Below are 19,205 nucleotides of genomic sequence, written 5' to 3' on the forward strand. Positions count from 1 at the left end.
GCCACATCCATTTTTAATTAACGTGGAGAAACGGTCACCTGGCTTCCGTTGCTTGCCAGCACAACGCGCTGACCTGCGGAGAAGCGGGTGCTGCCTTGTTTCTGAACAACCATAATGGTGCTGCCGTCGTCTTTACGAATTTCCAGCTCGACGCCCTGGGTTTTGTTCATCGCACCCTGAACACCCTGGCCTGCTACACCACCGGCCACTGCGCCTGCGGCTGTTGCCAGAGAACGGCCCGTACCGCCGCCGACGGTATTACCCAGGAAACCACCCAGAACGGCACCGCCGATGGCGCCCATCACGTTGTTTTCATCACCACCCTGAATCTGTACAGGGCGTGCGTTAACAACGGTACCGTAAGTCACGTTCTGAACCTGTTTCGCTTCAGAAGCGCTATACACGTCGCCAGAAAGTGAACTGTCATTCACACAGCCAGCCAGAGTTAAACCAATCAGCGAAACGCCCAGTACACGTAAAATCATTTGAATCTCCTGTTCACCAAAAACGCCCGATGGGGGGCATCCGTTATGGCTAAATTATATGGCATAAGGGGCCATCGTTCATATCTTTGCACTAACAATAGGAAAATTGTACTTGAATTTGACTTAACGAGACATAAACAGGATCCGCCCACGCTACCCGTCTGACATTGTTAAAAAATATTATTGCCGGATGGCAAAGCGACGCCGTTTATGGTTGAGTGGATATCCTTAGCCCACGCAACGTAAGGAAAGCGCATGAAATCGGGTCGCTACATTGGTGTGATGTCAGGCACCAGTCTGGATGGGGTAGATGTCGTTCTGGCTGCCATTGATGAGAACATGGTGGCGCAGCAGGCGAGCCTGACCTGGCCAATCCCCCTTTCACTGAAAGAGGATATTCTCAGTATCTGTCAGGGGCAGCAGCTGACCCTTTCGCAGCTTGGACAGCTGGATGTCCGCCTGGGGGCGCTGTTTGCGGATGCGGTGCAGGCTTTGATGCAAAAAGAACATCTTCGTCCGCAGGATGTGGTGGCCATCGGGTGTCACGGACAAACGGTCTGGCATGAACCCATCGGCGATGCCCCGCACACCCTGCAAATCGGCGATAACAACCAGATTGTGGCGAAAACGGGCGTCACGGTGGTCGGCGATTTCCGTCGTCGCGATATAGCCCTTGGCGGACAGGGCGCACCGCTGGTGCCCGCGTTTCATCAGGCACTACTGGCGCACCCTTCAGAACGGCGCATGGTGCTCAACATTGGTGGGATCGCCAATCTGTCGATGCTTATTCCGGGGCAGCCGGTCCGGGGCTACGATACCGGCCCGGGCAATATGTTAATGGATGCCTGGATCTGGCGTCAGTGCGGTCAACCGTATGATAAAAACGCGGAGTGGGCGAGTGAGGGTAAGGTGATTCTCCCGCTGCTGCAGTCCATGCTGAGCGATCCTTATTTTGCCTTACCGGCACCGAAAAGCACGGGGCGTGAATATTTCAACTTTGGCTGGCTTGAGCGCCAGCTGGCGTCTTTCCCGGCGCTCGCGCCGCAGGATGTTCAGGCGACGCTTGCCGAGCTTACGGCCGTGTCGATTTCTGAACAGGTGCTGCTTAGCGGCGGATGTGAACGCCTGCTGGTGTGCGGCGGGGGAAGCCGTAACCCGCTGGTGATGGCGCGTCTTGCGGGGCTGCTGCCGGGTACCGAAGTGTCGACGACCGATGAGGCCGGCATCAGCGGTGATGATATGGAGGCGCTGGCCTTTGCCTGGCTTGCCTGGCGCACCGTTGCCGGGCTGCCGGGCAATTTACCGTCGGTCACCGGCGCGCGCGAGGCGAGCGTGCTAGGGGCGATTTTCCCGGCAAATCCGCGTCATAATCAGAGTTAACTGAAATTCAGCGCGGCGCGTCGTCGTTAGAATGGAACGAAACAGGGGGGCAGCCATGCCCTCCAGGACCAGGATAGTCTTCGGAATATGCCCATGAAAAAACTTCTTCTTATTGCCGCCCCTTTGCTGCTGTCAGGATGCAGCGTCTACAATCAGCTCGTTGAGCGCATGCAGACCGATACCCTGGAGTATCGCTGCGACGAAAAACCGCTGACCGTGAAGCTGAACAATCCGCGCCAGGAAGCCAGTTTTGTTTACGACAATAAATTGCTGACGCTGAAGCAGGGCATTTCGGCCTCGGGCGCACGCTACACCGACGGTATCTATGTCTTCTGGTCGAAAGGCGACAGCGCTACGGTCTACAAACGCGACCGTATTGTGCTGAACAATTGCCAGCTCGAAAATCCCAAGCGTTGAGATTTTTACAGGGGCGGCGCACAATAGCGCCACCCACTCTCAATGTCAGCTAACGCCATGTCAGATAACGACGAACTGCAGCAAATTGCGCATCTGCGCCGTGAATACACCAAAGGCGGCCTGCGTCGCCAGGATCTTCCCGCTGAGCCCCTCGTGCTTTTTGAACGCTGGCTGAAACAGGCCTGCGAAGCGAAACTTGCCGACCCAACGGCGATGGTTGTCGCAACGGTAGATGAAAACGGCCAACCGTATCAGCGTATCGTATTGCTCAAGCATTATGACGAGAAAGGGCTGGTGTTCTATACCAACCTTGGCAGCCGCAAAGCGCACCATCTGGAAAACAATCCGCGTATCAGCCTGCTGTTCCCATGGCACATGCTGGAACGTCAGGTCATGGTGACCGGCAAAGCGGAACGTCTCTCGACGCTGGAAGTGGTGAAGTATTTCCACAGTCGTCCGCGTGACAGCCAGATTGGCGCCTGGGTATCAAAACAGTCCAGCCGCATTTCCGCCCGCGGCGTGCTGGAAAGTAAATTCCTCGAGCTGAAGCAGAAGTTCCAGCAGGGTGAAATCCCGCTGCCGAGCTTCTGGGGTGGTTTCCGCATCCCGATTGAGCAAATCGAATTCTGGCAGGGGGGCGAACATCGCCTGCACGACCGCTTTTTATACCAGCGCGAGAATGGCGGCTGGAAAATCGACAGACTGGCGCCGTAATCCCCGAAATTTGTTGATTTAAGCGCTAGCGCACACCGCGCTTGCGCTTTATTCTATGGTCCTTTCGCATCAGGCGAAAAGTCGTGTACCGGCAAAGGTGCAGTCGTTTATACATGGAGAATTTGATGGCAAGCAGTAACTTGATTAAACAATTGCAAGAGCGGGGCCTCGTGGCCCAGGTGACGGACGAGGAAGCGTTAGCAGAGCGACTGGCGCAAGGCCCGATCGCGCTCTATTGCGGCTTCGATCCCACCGCTGACAGCTTGCATTTGGGGCATCTTGTTCCATTGTTATGCCTGAAACGCTTCCAGATGGCGGGCCATAAGCCTGTTGCCCTGGTGGGCGGCGCGACCGGTCTGATTGGTGACCCAAGCTTTAAAGCCGCTGAGCGTAAACTGAACACCGAAGATACCGTGCAGGAGTGGGTCGATAAGATCCGCAAACAGGTTGCACCGTTCCTCGACTTCAACTGTGGCGATAACGCCGCGATTGCCGCGAACAACTACGACTGGTTTGGCAGCATGAACGTGCTGACCTTCCTGCGCGACATCGGCAAGCACTTCTCTGTTAACCAGATGATTAACAAAGAGGCCGTGAAGCAGCGTCTGAACCGTGACGACCAGGGTATCTCCTTTACCGAGTTCTCCTACAACCTGCTGCAGGGCTATGACTTTGCCTGCCTGAACAAACTGCACGGTGTTTCCCTGCAGATTGGCGGTTCTGACCAGTGGGGTAATATCACCTCCGGTATCGACCTGACCCGTCGCCTGCACCAGAATCAGGTCTTTGGTCTGACCGTTCCGCTGATTACCAAAGCAGACGGTACCAAATTTGGTAAAACCGAAGGCGGTGCGGTATGGCTCGATCCGAAGAAAACCAGCCCGTACAAATTCTACCAGTTCTGGATCAACACGGCGGATGCCGATGTTTATCGCTTCCTGAAGTTCTTCACCTTTATGGATATTGAAGACATCAATGCGCTGGAAGAAGAAGACAAGAACAGCGGTAAAGCGCCACGCGCGCAGTACGTGCTGGCAGATGAAGTGACCAAACTGGTTCACGGTGAAGAAGGTCTGGCCGCGGCAAAACGCATTACTGCAAGCCTGTTCAACGGTACCCTGAGCGATCTGAGCGAAGCGGACTTCGAACAGCTGGCGCAGGACGGCGTGCCAATGGTTGAGATGGAGAAAGGGGCTGACCTGATGCAGGCGCTGGTGGATTCTGAGCTGCAGCCTTCCCGCGGTCAGGCGCGTAAAACCATCGCCTCAAACGCGATCACCATCAACGGTGAAAAGCAGGCTGACCCGGAATACACCTTTGTTGATGGCGACCGTCTGTATGGCCGCTACACCCTGCTGCGTCGCGGTAAGAAAAACTACTGCCTTGTCTGCTGGAAATAATTAACAGTCTCGAGGGGCGTGGGAAACCACGCCCCTTTTGTTTTTTCAGGGTTTGGTAAGCATAAAATGAAGAACATCCTCGCCATTCAGTCCCACGTTGTTTTTGGACATGCTGGCAACAGCGCTGCGGAATTCCCGATGCGCCGCCTCGGCGTCAACGTCTGGCCCCTCAATACCGTTCAGTTCTCTAACCACACGCAGTATGGCAAATGGGCCGGCTGCGTGATGCCGCCTTCGCACCTCACCGAGGTGGTGCAGGGCATTGCCGATATCGGCCAGCTCAAGCGCTGTGACGCCGTATTGAGCGGTTATCTTGGTTCAGCGGAGCAGGGGGAACATATCCTCGGCATCGTGCGTCAGGTAAAGGCTGCCAACCCGTCGGCAAAGTACTTCTGCGACCCCGTTATGGGCCACCCGGAGAAAGGCTGTATCGTGGCGCCAGGCGTGGCAGAATTCCACGTTCGCCATGCGCTGCCCGCCAGCGATATCATTGCGCCAAACCTGGTCGAACTGGAAATTCTCTGCGAGCATCCGGTTAACAGCGTAGAAGAGGCCGTAAGCGCGTCACGCGAGCTGATCGCGCAGGGGCCTGAGGTTGTGCTGGTAAAACACCTCGCGCGCGCAGGGCTAAGCCAGGATCGCTTTGAGATGCTGCTGGTGACGAAAGAGGATGCCTGGCATATCAGCCGTCCGCTGGTGGATTTTGGCCCGCGTCAGCCGGTGGGCGTGGGCGATGTGACCAGCGGGCTGCTGCTGGTGAAACTGCTTCAGGGTGCAACGGTGAGGGATGCCCTGGAGCACGTTACGGCAGCGGTGTACGAAATTATGATTGCGACGAAAGAGATGCAGGAATATGAACTGCAGGTGGTCGCGGCACAGGATCGTATCGCGAAGCCGGAGCACTATTTCAGCGCAACCCAGCTTTAAACGATGCCGGGTGGCGCTGCGCTTGCACGGGTCTAGGGAATTCGTAGGCCGGGTAAGCGTCAGCGCCACCCGGCAACACAGTCTGCTCGGTTAATTCAACCCTTCCGCTTTCAGCGCTGCAGCCACCGCAGGACGTTCAGCCACGCGTTTCATATACGATGCAATGTGGTCTAACCCTTCCAGATTCAGCTTAACCGCACGTGCCCAGCGCAGCACGGTGAACAGGTACGCATCAGCGATCGTGAAGCGCGAGCCGCCAATCCACTGTTCGTCTTTCAGCGATTCGTTAACGTACTGCAGCTTTTTCTCCAGCAGGGCGCGCAGGGTCGGCTTAAACTCTTCCGGCGTATCCGGGCGGAACAGCGGCGTAAAGCCTTTGTGCAGCTCGGTGGCAATGTAGTTCAGCCATTCCAGCGTTTTATAGCGAGAAATCGTACTGACCGGGGCCAGCAGCTGGCGATCGGGCACGCTATCGGCCAGGAACTGCATAATCGCCACGCCTTCGGTCAGCAGGGTACCGTCATCCAGCAGGAGCGCCGGAACCTGTCCTTTCGGGTTAATGGCAAGAAAGTCATCGCCGTTTTCCAGACGTTTTTTCATCAGATCAACGCCGTCCAGCGTGAAATCTTTGCCGCTCTCGCGCAGGGTGATATGGGAAGCAAGAGAGCACGCGCCCGGTTTGTAGAACAGTTTCATCGGTAACTCCTTTTCGCTGAGGTTTCAGCTATGTTAGTGCGCAAACGGATAAAAAAAAAGCCGCTAATCAATTAGCGGCTTCTGGTCAGTCGTTTCTCACGGATTTCACGCAGTAGCGGTTTTGGTCGCCTTAGCGGTCTTGTCGTCGTCCTGAGTCATGCGATTCAGTTTCGGTGCGGTCAGCAGCATCAGAGCGGCAATAACGGCAGTCGCGATACCAATCTGCATGAACACGGTACCGTAGACGTTCAGGGAAACCAGTGGGTCAGTGACGTTTTCCGGCACGGCCATCAGGTTCGCAATCTTACCGGCGATAATTGCTGCACCGGCAGTGGTCAGGAACCAGCTACCCATAATGAAGCCCATCAGACGCTGCGGAACCAGCTGTGCAACCATTGCCAGACCCAGACCAGAGATCATCAGTTCGCCGATAGACTGCAGCGCGTAGCTCAGGATCAGCCAGTTAACGGATACGATACCGGCGTCGGTAGCAAATTTGGTACCCAGCGGCAGCACCAGGAACGCGCCGGAACACAGCACCATACCGATAGCAAACTTGTGCGGCATTGGCAGACGGTCGCCCATCTTGTTATAGATCGCGGCCAGAATCGGGCTACCAATCATGATCCAGAACGGGTTCAGTGCCTGATACTGCTCCGGTTCGAACGCGATGCCCAGAATAGAGTGCTCAACGTTACGAATGGCGAAGAAGTTCAGAGAGGTTGGCATCTGGCTGTACAGCACGAAGAAGATAATCGCTTCCAGCATCAGAATGAAGGCCACGATCATCTTACGACGGGCAGCACCCTGCATAGCGAATGCTTCTTTCGCGAAGATAACCACGATACCCAGCGCCACAACGCCCAGAACGGCACGTGCGATACCCTGGTTGTGCAGCAGCCAGGTAGCGATGGCCGCCAGGACCACAACGCCTACGATGGTCGCCAGCAGTTTGCCCATATGCACAGGCTCGAAGTCTGGTTTTGAACCGTAGTTTTTAACCCAGCTGCGGCAGAACAGGAAGTTCACCACGGTGATCAGCATACCGACGAAGCTCAGTGCAAACGCCACGCTCCAGCCGAATTTTGCTGCGAGCCATGGGGTTGCCAGCATCGAGAAGAACGAACCGATGTTGATGGACATGTAGTACATGGTAAATGCACCGTCCAGACGCGGGTCATCTTTGCTGTAGCAGGTAGAGAGCAGGGAAGACGGGTTCGCTTTGAACAGACCGTTACCCACGGCGATCGTGGCCATGCCCATATACACGACAGCGGCATCATGCCCTGACCATGCTACCAGTCCATAGCCAATCGCCAGAACAATGGCGCCCAGCATAATGACGCGCTTAGTACCCAGAACTTTATCACCCAGCCAGCCGCCGATAGCAACCAGACCATAGACCAGGGCACTGAAGGAGGAGAACAGCGTGATGGAATCGGCTTCGGACATACCCAGCTGTTTCACCAGGTAAACCGCCATGATCCCTTGCAGGCCGTAGTAACCAAAACGCTCCCATAACTCGATAGAGAAGATGAGATAGAACGCTTTAGGTTGTTTAAAAGCGTTCAGACTCACGCTTTCATCTGTTGGTTTATTGTTTGCAGTCGACACATATACCTCTTTTTTTACATCCCATATTAACGGGGGTGTTCATAGCGTGATGGCCGTAGTCCATACGCCTTATAGTTATATTGGGAGGAGAAACGGCGGGTAATGTTCACTATCCTGCCCCATCTGGCAATACGTTTGTAATAATCTGTTACATATATCCTGAGTGGTATAATCGTCGGTTCATGCAAATGTTATTCAGCGTTAAATTTCATACGCTGAGTAAAGGTAGTTTTTTCGACTGGTAATCACCGGTCAGTACGGGCAGTTGGCGATATGTTCTGCTATTTGCCGCTTGTGGCAGTGATATAGCCCATATTCTGAAAAATAGCTGGTCTTATCGTCGGCAAAGAAAGAGGAGTGTCTTGTCAGATAAAGGGTTTAGGTCGATTTTGACAACAAAAATACAACATGAAGTTATCAGGGTGATCGCGATCACAGATGTATAGAAATTTTCGGCTATGAAAAAAGTATTAACCTGTTTCAGCGTTAAAGAGCCGAATAAGTGACAGGTGAGGCGAAACGAAAGGCGGACAAATAACGGTCAAAAGAAGAGCGTTTGAAAGCCCTTCTTTAGTCAGGGGATTGAGATGCCTCAGGGGTACACTTTTTCTTTGTATTCGCAGAGATCTTCAATAATGCAGGAGCCGCAGCGAGGCTTACGGGCAATACATGTGTAACGACCGTGCAGAATCAGCCAGTGATGGCAATCAACCTTAAATTCTGCCGGAACCACTTTCAGCAGCTTCTCTTCGACCTGCTCGACATTTTTTCCCGGCGCGAAGTTGGTCCGGTTAGAGACGCGAAAGATATGCGTATCGACGGCGATAGTGGGCCAGCCAAACGCGGTATTGAGCACCACGTTCGCCGTTTTACGCCCCACGCCCGGTAAGGCTTCCAGCGCGGCACGGTCTTCCGGCACTTCGCCTCCGTGCTGCTCCAGCAAAATTCGGCAGGTCTTGATGACGTTCTCGGCTTTGCTGTTAAACAGGCCGATGGTTTTGATATAGGACTTCACGCCTTCCACGCCCAGCTCCAGCATGGCCTTCGGCGTATTGGCGACCGGATAGAGCAGGGCGGTGGCTTTATTGACGCTCACGTCGGTCGCCTGTGCAGAGAGCAACACGGCGATCAGCAGCTCAAACGGGGAGGTAAAATTCAGCTCCGTCGTCGGGTGCGGGTTCTCGTCCCGCAGACGGGTCAGGATCGCAATGCGCTTTTCTTTATTCATGAGGCCTTCTCGGGTGTCCCTTCCAGAACGCTGCGCTCAGCCGCGCGGCGCTTACGTTTCTCATCAATCAGGTATTTTATCGCCAGCATCATGCCAAGGCCAATAAACGCGCCGGGCGGCAGCATCGCCAGCAGGAATGGCGTATCGGTGTGGAACACTTCAATACGCAGCGCTTTGGCCCAGCCGCCCAGCAGCGCATCAGCGCCGTCAAACAGCGTACCGTTGCCGAGGATCTCGCGCAGCGAGCCCAGCACGAACATGGCGCAGGTGGCACCCATGCCAATAGAAAAACCGTCCAGCGCCGACATGGCCGGACTGTTTTTCACCGCAAAGGCTTCCGCACGCCCGACCACGATACAGTTGGTTACGATAAGGGGAATGAAGATCCCGAGCGACTGGTACAGACCAAACGCGTAGGCGTTAATCAGCATCTGAACAATACTGACCACCGACGCAATGATCATGACGTAAATAGGAATACGAATTTCCGACGGCGTCCAGCGGCGCAGGGCAGAGATGGAGAGGTTGGTCAGGGTCAATACCAGCGTGGTTGCCAGACCCAGACCGAGCGCGTTGGTGGCGGTGGATGTCACCGCCAGCAGTGGGCACATCCCCAGAAGCTGAACCAGCGCGGAGTTGTTTTTCCACAACCCCTGGACAATAACCTCTTTAACCTGGCTCATGATTACTCCTCACAGGCCGCAAGATTGTTGATTTGCGCGGGCAGCGTTTCAGCGTACAGCCCGGCTCGTTTTACGGCATTCACCACCGCACGTGGGGTGATGGTCGCCCCGGTGAACTGGTCGAACTCGCCGCCATCTTTCTTCACCGCAAACGCGGTATCACCTTCGCCATGGATCACTTTACCGGCAAAGTGCAAAATCCAGTCGCTCAGACGGGTTTCAATTTTATCGCCAAGACCCGGCGTTTCATGGTGTTCCGTCACGCGAGTGCCCAGTATGGTGCCGGAGAAATCACTGCCCACAAGCAGCTGAATGGCACCGGAATAGCCGTCAGGCGCCGTCGCTTCCATCACTGCGCCGACCGGTTTATCCCCTTTGCGGGCAATAAAGAGGCGGTGCGGGCCTTTCCCAAGCTGCGGCGCGTCTACCACAAAGCAGCTTTTTTGCAGGTCGTTATCGTAGAATTCCGCCGGGATCACCTGATCGAACAGCGCCTTTTGCTGCTTCGAGGCCTGCTCTTCGATGGTCGTTTTGGTCAGCGCATTAACCAGCGCCGTCAGCCCTGTCAGGACCGCGGCGAAGACAGCCAGCGTGACGCCGTGTTTTTGCATCGTTTTGAACATGGCGAGACCCTTAGCGATGGCCGTACACGCGCGGACGCGTGTAATAGTCGATGAGCGGAACGGTAATGTTGGCAAGCAGGACGGCAAAAGCCACGCCGTCCGGGTACCCGCCAAAGCTGCGGATGAGCCAGACCAGCAGGCCTGCCAGCGCGCCGAAGATCAGGCGCCCGCGGTTAGTCGTTGAGGCCGTCACCGGATCCGTCAGGATAAAGAAGGCACCCAGCATGGTCGCCCCGGAGAGCAGGTGCAGCTGCGGGCTGGCCAGTGATTCAGGAGAGAATACCCAGCCCAGCGTGGCGCAGACCGCCAGCGTCACGAGGAAGCTGACCGGAATATGCCAGCGGATGGCTTTCTGCTGCAGCAGGAACAGGCCGCCCAGCAGATACGCCAGGTTGACCCACTGCCAGCCGGCACCCGCCAGTACGCCGCTGTAGATGGCGGATTTCATGATCTGCTCAACGCTGTGCCCGGCATGCAGGGACGTTTTAAAGGTATCAAGCGGCGTCGCCTGGCTGATCCCGTCCACGCCCATGCGCAGCGCGTTCATATCGGCACCGAGCGCCGTATGGCCGGTAAAGATCACGTGCAGAGCATCCATGAAGCCCGGAACCGTGGCCGCAATCTCGTGCGGTGGCAGCCAGCTGGTCATCTGTACCGGGAAGGAGATCAGCAGTACCACGTAGCCAATCATCGCCGGGTTAAACGGGTTATGGCCCAGTCCACCATACAGCTGTTTGGCAATGATCACCGCAAACACGGTGCCGAGGACCACCATCCACCATGGAGCAAACGGCGGGATACTGATCGCCAGCAGCAGCCCGGTCAGCAGCGCGGAGTTATCGGCCAGAATGCGGGAGACCGCCGCCTTGCGCAGCTTAAGGACAAGGGCTTCCGCCGCTAAGGCGCTGGCACAGCCCAGGATTATCTGGAACAGGGTTCCCCAGCCGAAAAACCAGCACTGAACGGCAATGCCCGGCAGCGCCGCCAGGCAGACCAGCATCATAATGCGCGATGTCTGGCGCTGATTGTGGGTGTAAGGGGAGCTTGCGATTCTGAAAACCATTTAATCCTCGTTAACTGCTTGCTGTGCGGCTTTCTTTGCCTGAACGCGCGCAATGGCGGCGGCGACGGCGGCTTTGCGCGGGTCATCGTTGGCGGCCTGCGGCTGCTCATCCTGCTGCGCCGCTTTGCGGGCTTTAGCGCGGGCAATCGCCGCTTCGACGGCGGCTTTACGCGGATCGACCGGCGCGTCGGGTTCTGCGGTTGGCGTCTGCTGCGCCGCTTTGCGGGCTTTGGCACGGGCAATCGCCGCCTCAACGGCCGCTTTGCGAGGGTCGACCGCTTCCTGCTCAACCACCACGCTTTGCTCACCGGCTTTGCGGGCTTTAGCGCGGGCTATCGCCGCCTCAACGGCGGCTTTACGCGGGTCGATCTCCGTCTCTGCCTGGACCGTTTGCGCTTTTTCAGCCTGACGGGCGCGGGCCTGAGCTTTACGCGCTTCACGCGCCGCAATGGCTTCGCTGTTGTCCGGCTTCTCGCCAGCCGGGATCACCACAGGCTGCGCCGCGGTCGCTTTTTTCTCGCGAACGCGGGCCAGTGCGGCATTAATCGCATCCTGATCTTTCTCCCCGGGCTGAACGGCGGCCTGCTTATGGCGCTCCTGACGGGCGATTTTTTCACGCTCCAGTCGCGCCTGGCGCGCTTCAAAGCGTGCCTTGGCTTCCGCCGCGCGTTTTTCTTCCATGGAGATGGCATAAATTTCCGCCTTCTCCTGGCGGAAATACTGCACCAGAGGAATGTTGCTAGGGCAGACCCAGGCGCAGGCGCCGCATTCGATGCAGTCGGCCAGGTTATGGGCTGTCGCCTTGTCGTGCAGCTGGCCTTTGCTGTACCAGTACAGCTGCTGCGGAAGCAGATCCGCCGGGCAGGCGTCGGCACAGGCGCTGCAGCGAATACAGCCTTTTTCTTCCTGCTCTTCACCCATCTCGGTCGGGGAAGGGGCGAGCAGGCAGTTGGTGATTTTGACTACCGGCACATCGAGCCACGGCAGGGTAAAGCCCATCAGGGGGCCGCCCATAATCACCATCTGGTCGCTTGACGGGCAAAACTCAGCCTGCTCCAGCAGGTGACGCACCGGCGTACCCAGACGCGCCCAGACGTTGCCCGGACGAGAGACCGCTTCCCCGGTCAGCGTTACCACGCGTTCGGTCAGCGGCTCGCCGTCGATCACCGCGCGCTTCACGGCGTACGCGGTCCCGACGTTCTGCATCAGCACGCCGATATCTGAAGAGCGTCCGCCGTGCGGAACCTGCTTACCGGTGAGAATTTGCGTCAGCTGTTTAGCACCGCCAGAGGGGTATTTGGTCGGGATAACGCGCAGGCTAATATCGTGACTGCCCGCCAGCACGGCGCGCAGCATTGAGATAGCCTGCGGTTTATTGTCTTCGATACCGATCAGCACTTCCCGCGGCTGCAGAATGTGCGCGAGGATGCGGATGCCTTCCACCACCTGGGCGGCGCAGTCCTGCATCAGACGATCGTCGGCGGTGATGTACGGCTCGCATTCGGCGGCGTTGATAATCAGCGTCTGAATGTTATCGCCACCGCCGCGCAGCTTGACGCCGGTCGGGAAGCCTGCGCCACCCAGGCCAGCAACGCCGAACTGATGAATGCGCTCGATAAGCGCCTCGCGGCTGCGGGAGCGGTAGTCGCTCCAGCCATCGCGGTCGATCCAGCGGTCTTCGCCGTCGGCTTCAATAATCACGCTCAGCTCTGAGAGCGCTGACGGATGCGGCACCGTATGAGGCGCGATGGCGACCACCTTACCGGAGGTGGGGGCGTGCACCGGCAGCATACGTCCGCGACCAAAGGTCAGCGGCTGACCGCGAAGAACCGTATCGCCTTCTTTCACGCACAGCTCACCCTCAGCGCCAATGTGCTGCTTGAGCGGCATGACGAAACGGGTCGCCAGCGGTATTTGACGCAGCGGCGTGCCGTTAGACTGGGTTTTCATCTCCGGTGGGTGAATACCGCCGTCAAAGTCCCAAATCTTCTCTTTTCTGAAAGCAGAAAATAACTTAAGCATGTTGTTCCACAGGAATATTGCGAACCGGAATGGTTTGAAGATCCCATTTCCAGCTTTCGGTAGTCGTTTCAACCGGGCGCAGCTCGATACATTGCGTCGGGCAGGGGGCTACGCAGAGGTTACAGCCGGTGCACAGGTCCGCCACCACGGTGTGCATGGCGCGCGTGGCGCCAACAATGGCGTCGACCGGGCAGGCCTGAATACATTTGGTACAGCCGATGCAGTTCGCTTCGTCGATCACGGCCAGCGCGCGGACCGGCTCCTGCACGTCCGCGTCGCCATCAACCGGCTGCGGATCAACGTTAAGCAGGGCGGCAATTTTCAGCATGACTGCTTCGCCGCCGGGGGCGCAGCGGTTAATTTTTTCGCCCTGGATGCCTACCGCTTCAGCGTAAGGGCGGCAGCCCGGGTAGCCACACTGCCCGCACTGGCTTTGCGGCAGAAGCTCATCAATTTTCTCAACAACGGGATCGTCCTCTACCGCGAAACGGCGGGAGGCGTAACCCAGGATAAGGCCAAACACCAACCCCAGGACGCTGATAGAGGCGATGGCAATCCAGATAGCATTCATTACAACTTCACCAGACCACTAAAGCCCATAAAGGCCAGAGACATTAAACCGGCGGTGACCAGCGCAATCGCGTTACCGCGGAAGGGCGCAGGAATATCCGCTGCTGCCAGGCGCTCGCGAATAGAGGCAAACAGCACCATGACCAGAGAGAAACCGACAGCCGCAGAAAAACCATACAGCGCCGATTGCATAAAGTTATGGCCCAGGTTGATGTTCAGTAGCGCCACGCCGAGAACGGCGCAGTTAGTGGTGATCAGCGGCAGGAAGATGCCCAGCAGGCGATAGAGCGCCGGGCTGGTTTTGCGCACCACCATTTCGGTAAACTGCACCACCACCGCGATAACCAGAATAAAGGCCAGCGTACGGAGATAGGTTAACCCCAGCGGGATGAGGATCCAGGTATCAATCCACCACGCGCAGATGGACGCCAGCGTCATGACGAAGGTCGTCGCCAGCCCCATACCCATTGCCGTTTCCAGCTTTTTGGAAACGCCCATAAACGGGCACAGGCCAAGGAACTTCACCAGAACGAAGTTGTTAACCAGCACGGTGCCGACAAAGAGCAGTAAGTAATCGGTCATTATTTAGCCTGAAATAAAAAAGCCGCCTATTATCGGACAAACCCAGGCAGGCGACAACAGGTTATCTGTAGGGTTATTACGGGTTCACGAAGGTGTTTTTCACCCGCGTCGAACGCTTGAAGTAGGGCACCAGCAGCGCCGCGGCCAGCAACGGGAAAAGCAGCTGACGAACGGCCAGCGCGTCTGAAACGGGCGAAAAAGCAAACGCCTTCACCGCCAGCAGGACCGAAACCAGCAGCCAGATAATGTAGTGCTTAGGCACATTCTTACGGCGCTTAAAGAAGGCGATGGTCAGCCACAGCGTGTAGTACCACATCCCGATCGCGAAAACGAACGACACAAACCACAAAGCAATATTAGGCACGCTTTGCGACAACAGGGTCTGAATGGCGTGAGGGGTAATCAGTGCGGTGGTATAAAGCAGTAGCGCAAGTGATGCGCTTAATAAGGCAACCAGCAGCCATGCCAGTGGGGCGATTAACCAGCCTCCAATGCGTTCTCCAGGCGTTGCGGTCATGAACTCTCCCATAATCTGCGCGAAATGTTGTACAGCCAGTTGGCAGGGCGGAGAGTATATAACATTTCGCGCGGATGGCTACTTTCTTATAAAACGTAACGCCACACGGACTTTGGCACTTCGCCGACGTTGAACAAACGGCCACCGGAGACCAGCTCCGCACGGCGATGGTCAGCGGCGCGATACATATTAATGATTTCCTGATTATCCGACAGGGTGTAGTTCAGATGGTCAAACAGTTTTTCCAGGCTCTCAAGCGAATTGATCTTGCGAAATTTTAATAAATAGTCCTGAACTGTCATATTAATAAGTTTCCATATAAAAGTGAGTAATACCAGTTAAGGTAATTCGTTCGAATAATAAACGGATTAATAAAGACGTAAACAGCCCACTCAGGTAACGCGACGAAATTAGGAGTTTTCTTTGCTGAAATTCAGGCATCAGACGATGCCTGGAAGAGAAGGTTAACCGTGTTCACCAGGGCTGGCAATAAGTAACTGACATATTATGTCACTCTTTATTGCAGTAACCGGTTACTTAGGTTGAGCGACGGTGACATGCTCCGGCGGCTGGTAGTTATCGATATGGCTGGCAACGCCCAGCAAAATGACCGACACCCCAAGGACAATCCATCCCGCTAATTCAATGATTCGATTAATAATTGACGTCATGATGTGTAATTGTACTTTATCCATAAAGACAGGGCGCAAATGTTACAGCGACGTTTCTCTGACGGCAAGGGCTTTGGGAACGGTTCCCTTAAACAAAATCAGTAGGTTAATACTATGTAACAAAAACAATCCGTATAACCTGCTATTTTACGTCATACGGCACATTATTAATCCGTGCTAATGCCAGACTAGCCAGTGTGAAATAAGAACGACTTAAAAGAGGATGACACTATGAGTGATAATATCCGCGTTGGGCTTATTGGTTACGGGTACGCGAGCAAAACGTTTCATGCGCCTCTGATAGCCGGGACGCCGGGGATGGCGCTGGCGGCGGTATCCAGCAGCGACGCTGCTAAAGTCCATGCAGACTGGCCTTCTGTGCCGGTTGTCTCCGAGCCAAAACATCTTTTCAACGATCCAAACATTGATTTAATCGTCATTCCCACGCCGAACGATACCCACTTTCCGCTGGCAAAGGCCGCGCTGGAAGCCGGAAAGCATGTGGTTATCGATAAGCCCTTTACCGTGACACTGTCACAAGCTCGCGAGCTGGATGCGCTGGCAAAGAGTCTGGGCAGGCTGCTGTCGGTGTTCCATAACCGCCGCTGGGACAGTGATTTTCTGACGGTAAAACGGCTTCTCAGTGAAGGTACGTTAGGGGAGATCCTCTTTTTTGAGTCGCACTTTGACCGCTTTCGCCCGCAGGTACGAAACCGCTGGCGCGAGCAGGCCGGTCCTGGCAGCGGTATCTGGTATGATTTAGCCCCGCATCTGCTGGATCAGGCCGTCAATCTCTTTGGCCTGCCGGTGAGCATGACGGTCGATCTGGCCCAGCTCAGGCCCGGTGCGCAGACGACCGATTACTTCCACGCGGTGCTCAGCTATCCGCAGCGGCGAATTGTGCTGCACGGGACGATGGTCGCGGCGGCAGAATCTGCCCGTTACATTATTCACGGCACGCGAGGCAGCTACGTGAAGTTTGGTCTCGATCCGCAGGAAGACAGGCTGAAAAACGGTGAGCGTCTGCCGCAGGAAGACTGGGGCTATGATATGCGCGACGGCGTCGTCACGCGGGTGGAAGGCGACGAGCTGGTCGAGGAGACCTTGCTGACGATACCGGGTAACTATCCGGCGTATTATGCCGCTATCCGCGATGCGCTGAACGGCACGGGAGAGAATCCGGTTCCGGCCAGCCAGGCAATACAGATTATGGAGCTGATTGAGCTGGGGATCGAATCTGCCAAACATCGCGCGACGCTCTGTCTGGCATAGTTTTTTAATATTTTGTAGGCCGGGTAAGCGTCAGCGCCACCCGCAACGGTGTTAACCGCGAGCCACTTTATCTTTCAGCGCCTGCTTCTCCGCAGGCGTCAGGAAGGCGATCTCCAGCCCGTTGATTTGCGCCTGACGGATCTGCTCGCGGCTCAACCCCGCCTGCGGGGCCGCGATGTTGTACTCGTGGATGATATCCACGCCCTGAACCGCCGGATCGTCCGTATTCAGTGAGGCCAGCACGCCGTGCTCGAGGAAGGTTTTCAGCGGGTGCTGCGACAGCGTTGCCACGGTGCTGGTCTGAATGTTGGACGTCAGGCACGACTCAATGCCGATGCGCTGCTCCGCCAGGAAATCCATCAGGGCGCGGTCTTCTACCGCCTTCACGCCGTGACCGATACGTTCGGCGCCCAGCTCGCGGATGGCCTGCCAGATGCTTTCCGGGCCAGCCGCTTCACCCGCGTGCACGGTAATGTGCCAGCCGGCATCGCGCGCGCGGTTGAAGTGGGAGAGGAACAGGCTGCCCGGGAAGCCCAGCTCGTCACCGGCGAGATCGACGGCGGTGATGGCATCACGATGGGCCAGCAGCGCTTCCAGCTCCTGCAGGCAGGCGGCTTCACCGAAGGTACGGCTCATGATGCCGATCAGGCGAGCCTGAACGTCGAAGGTTTTACACCCTTCGCGGACGCCTTCAATGACGGCTTCCACGACGCCTGCAACGGGCAGGTTGTGGGTCATCGCCATGTAGCCCGGCGAGAAGCGCAGCTCGACGTAGTGCAGGCCGTTGCGGGCGGCATCTTCGATGTTCTCAAACGCCACGCGGCGGCAGGCATCCAGCGACGCCAGCATCTTCACGCCCCAGTCGAGTTTGCTCAGGAAGCTGACCAGGTCCGGTTCATTAGAGGTCACCTGTACGTGAGGGATCAGGGACTCAAGGGTCTGAGCAGGAAGCGTTAAATTGAACTGGCGGCCAAGATCGAGGATGGTTTGGGCACGAATGTTACCGTCAAGGTGACGATGAATATCAGTTAAAGGCAGGCGTGTATCAATCATGGTCGCACTCTTTTCTGGTTAAAGTGCGCCATATTATAAAAACAAAACGGGGTAAAAAGCTATTTGCGCAAGGGAATATTCCGTTGCGCAAATTGATTATAGAAGCGTATTAATGCCAGCAACCAGGCGTTGAACCCCTTGCTCCAGCTTGCTGCGCGGGCAGCCCGCATTGAGGCGTACGAAGCCATTTCCCTCTTTTCCATAGGTATATCCCGGCATGATGGCGACCTTTTGCTGCTCAATCAGCACTTTTTGCAGCGCCCGATCGTCAATATTCAGCGGACGCAGATCGATCCAGGCCAGATAGGTCGCTTCCGGCGGCTGCCAGTTGAGTTTCGGAAAAGCGCGGTTTACTTCCTGAGCGATATACAACAGATTGTCTTCCAGATAACCCCGCAGGGCATCCAGCCACGGGCCCCCTTGCTGATAGGCGGCGATATGCGCCGTTAGCGCCAGCACGGAAGGGGAAGAGAGCCCGTCCCGACCTTTTAACGCGCTGAGATAGCCGTTACGGCTCTCTTCATCGCCGATCAGGCCATAAGCCCCCGTCAGCGCCGGAATGTTAAAGCTTTTCGAGCCGGAGGTCAGAAGCGCCCATTTGCTCCGCGCCACTGCGGTCCACGGCGTGTGACGATGTTCTCCCCACACCATGTCCATATGGATTTCATCGCTGATAACCGCCACGTCATAGCGCTCGCAGAGTTCCGCCATCTGCGTCAATTCATCCCGCGTCCAGACCTTGCCGGTCGGATTCTGCGGGCTGCACAGCAGCAAAATTTTGTTTTCCGGTCTCGCCAGCGCCGCTTCGAGGGCTGCCATATTGCCCTGCCAGCCAGCGGCCTGTTTTTCCATTTCAACCGCCACAACACGACGCCCGTTACCCTCTATGGCTTTGTAAAAGGCATCGTATGCCGGGGTGTGAACCACCACGCCGTCGCCGGGTTTTGACCAGAGGCGAATCAGTTCAGAGACCATGTAGATGACGGAGGGGCCATAAACCACGCTTTCGGTATCAATTCGGGTGTTAAAGCGCTGCTGGAACCAGTGTGCGACGGCGGCGAGAAACTCGTCGTTTTTCCAGCGGCTATAGCCAAACACGCCGTGATGAATGCGCTGTTGCAGCGCGTCGGTTATGCAGGGGGCGGTGGCGAAATCCATATCCGAGATGGTGAAGGGCAGCAGATCCGCCGCGCCAAAGCGGTCGGCGATATAGTCCCACTGCGTACACCAGGTGCCGTGTCGATCCACGACGGTTGAGAAATCAAACATGCTTTAATCCTTAACGTAA

At 56.3% G+C, this 19,205-nt stretch carries 21 protein-coding genes; 6 read left to right on the plus strand and 15 right to left on the minus strand.

The window, feature by feature from the left end:
• Positions 1-17: 17 nt before the first annotated feature.
• Positions 18-485 carry an outer membrane lipoprotein SlyB gene (gene slyB / locus PI91_RS12100; protein ID WP_008500578.1) on the minus strand — a complete coding sequence of 156 codons (468 nt, stop codon included), beginning with the start codon at positions 483-485 and terminating at the stop codon, positions 18-20.
• A 255-nt stretch (positions 486-740) separates the two neighbouring features.
• Between slyB and anmK the strand changes: the two genes are divergently transcribed.
• The 5 genes from anmK (at position 741) to pdxY (ending at position 5,323) form a co-directional block, all read left to right on the plus strand.
• A complete protein-coding gene (gene anmK, locus PI91_RS12105) occupies positions 741-1,865 on the plus strand; it encodes an anhydro-N-acetylmuramic acid kinase (protein ID WP_021241136.1) in 1,125 nt (374 codons plus the stop codon).
• Between the two features lie 87 nt (positions 1,866-1,952).
• A complete protein-coding gene (gene mliC / locus PI91_RS12110) occupies positions 1,953-2,282 on the plus strand; it encodes a C-type lysozyme inhibitor (protein WP_085930290.1) in 330 nt (109 codons plus the stop codon).
• Between the two features lie 57 nt (positions 2,283-2,339).
• On the plus strand, positions 2,340-2,996 hold the full coding sequence (gene pdxH, locus PI91_RS12115; RefSeq protein WP_008500575.1) for a pyridoxamine 5'-phosphate oxidase: 657 nt from the start codon (positions 2,340-2,342) through the stop codon (positions 2,994-2,996).
• Between the two features lie 125 nt (positions 2,997-3,121).
• Positions 3,122-4,396 (plus strand): tyrosine--tRNA ligase, encoded by a 1,275-nt coding sequence (tyrS, locus tag PI91_RS12120; protein WP_008500574.1) that lies wholly within the window; start codon positions 3,122-3,124, stop codon positions 4,394-4,396.
• 66 nt (positions 4,397-4,462) lie between these two features.
• Positions 4,463-5,323 (plus strand): pyridoxal kinase PdxY, encoded by an 861-nt coding sequence (gene pdxY, locus PI91_RS12125; RefSeq protein ID WP_039266201.1) that lies wholly within the window; start codon positions 4,463-4,465, stop codon positions 5,321-5,323.
• Between the two features lie 90 nt (positions 5,324-5,413).
• Here pdxY and gstA read toward each other — a convergent pair whose 3' ends face one another.
• The 12 genes from gstA to blr form a co-directional block, all read right to left on the minus strand.
• A complete protein-coding gene (gene gstA / locus PI91_RS12130; RefSeq protein ID WP_008500572.1) occupies positions 5,414-6,019 on the minus strand; it encodes a glutathione transferase GstA in 606 nt (201 codons plus the stop codon).
• Between the two features lie 105 nt (positions 6,020-6,124).
• On the minus strand, positions 6,125-7,633 hold the full coding sequence (gene dtpA / locus PI91_RS12135) for a dipeptide/tripeptide permease DtpA (protein WP_008500571.1): 1,509 nt from the start codon (positions 7,631-7,633) through the stop codon (positions 6,125-6,127).
• Positions 7,634-8,225: 592 nt separating this feature from the next.
• Entirely contained in the window at positions 8,226-8,861 is a 636-nt protein-coding gene (nth, locus tag PI91_RS12140) for an endonuclease III (RefSeq protein WP_008500570.1), read from the minus strand.
• Positions 8,858-9,544 (minus strand): electron transport complex subunit E, encoded by a 687-nt coding sequence (locus PI91_RS12145; RefSeq protein ID WP_008500569.1) that lies wholly within the window; start codon positions 9,542-9,544, stop codon positions 8,858-8,860. The genes nth and PI91_RS12145 overlap by 4 nt, the downstream gene beginning before the upstream one ends.
• Before the next feature lie 2 nt (positions 9,545-9,546).
• Complete coding sequence (gene rsxG / locus PI91_RS12150) at positions 9,547-10,167, minus strand: electron transport complex subunit RsxG (RefSeq protein WP_039266202.1); 621 nt, start codon at positions 10,165-10,167, stop codon at positions 9,547-9,549.
• 10 nt (positions 10,168-10,177) lie between these two features.
• Positions 10,178-11,230: an electron transport complex subunit RsxD gene (gene rsxD / locus PI91_RS12155; RefSeq protein WP_008500567.1), complete on the minus strand. Its 1,053-nt coding sequence runs from the start codon at positions 11,228-11,230 to the stop codon at positions 10,178-10,180.
• Entirely contained in the window at positions 11,231-13,252 is a 2,022-nt protein-coding gene (gene rsxC, locus PI91_RS12160; protein WP_039266203.1) for an electron transport complex subunit RsxC, read from the minus strand.
• Positions 13,245-13,823 (minus strand): electron transport complex subunit RsxB, encoded by a 579-nt coding sequence (rsxB, locus tag PI91_RS12165; RefSeq protein ID WP_008500565.1) that lies wholly within the window; start codon positions 13,821-13,823, stop codon positions 13,245-13,247. Before rsxB ends, rsxC begins: the two co-directional genes overlap by 8 nt.
• Positions 13,823-14,404 (minus strand): electron transport complex subunit RsxA, encoded by a 582-nt coding sequence (gene rsxA, locus PI91_RS12170; RefSeq protein WP_008500564.1) that lies wholly within the window; start codon positions 14,402-14,404, stop codon positions 13,823-13,825. Before rsxA ends, rsxB begins: the two co-directional genes overlap by 1 nt.
• 76 nt (positions 14,405-14,480) lie before the next feature.
• Complete coding sequence (locus PI91_RS12175; RefSeq protein WP_008500563.1) at positions 14,481-14,921, minus strand: DUF2569 domain-containing protein; 441 nt, start codon at positions 14,919-14,921, stop codon at positions 14,481-14,483.
• An 86-nt stretch (positions 14,922-15,007) separates the two neighbouring features.
• A complete protein-coding gene (gene ydgT / locus PI91_RS12180; RefSeq protein ID WP_006174966.1) occupies positions 15,008-15,223 on the minus strand; it encodes a transcription modulator YdgT in 216 nt (71 codons plus the stop codon).
• Between the two features lie 231 nt (positions 15,224-15,454).
• Positions 15,455-15,580 carry a division septum protein Blr gene (blr, locus tag PI91_RS12185; protein ID WP_198527868.1) on the minus strand — a complete coding sequence of 42 codons (126 nt, stop codon included), beginning with the start codon at positions 15,578-15,580 and terminating at the stop codon, positions 15,455-15,457.
• A 243-nt stretch (positions 15,581-15,823) separates the two neighbouring features.
• On the opposite strand from blr, the gene PI91_RS12190 reads away from it, so the two are divergent.
• Positions 15,824-16,864: an oxidoreductase gene (locus tag PI91_RS12190; RefSeq protein WP_039266204.1), complete on the plus strand. Its 1,041-nt coding sequence runs from the start codon at positions 15,824-15,826 to the stop codon at positions 16,862-16,864.
• A gap of 51 nt (positions 16,865-16,915) precedes the next feature.
• On the opposite strand, the gene add is transcribed toward PI91_RS12190, so the two are convergent.
• Together add and PI91_RS12200 are read right to left on the minus strand one after the other, a co-directional pair.
• Entirely contained in the window at positions 16,916-17,917 is a 1,002-nt protein-coding gene (gene add / locus PI91_RS12195; protein ID WP_039266205.1) for an adenosine deaminase, read from the minus strand.
• 96 nt (positions 17,918-18,013) lie between these two features.
• Positions 18,014-19,186: a MalY/PatB family protein gene (locus PI91_RS12200; protein ID WP_039266206.1), complete on the minus strand. Its 1,173-nt coding sequence runs from the start codon at positions 19,184-19,186 to the stop codon at positions 18,014-18,016.
• Positions 19,187-19,205: the final 19 nt, after the last annotated feature.

The organism is Enterobacter sp. FB (genome assembly GCF_000805795.1).
Taxonomy (GTDB): domain Bacteria; phylum Pseudomonadota; class Gammaproteobacteria; order Enterobacterales; family Enterobacteriaceae; genus Enterobacter; species Enterobacter roggenkampii.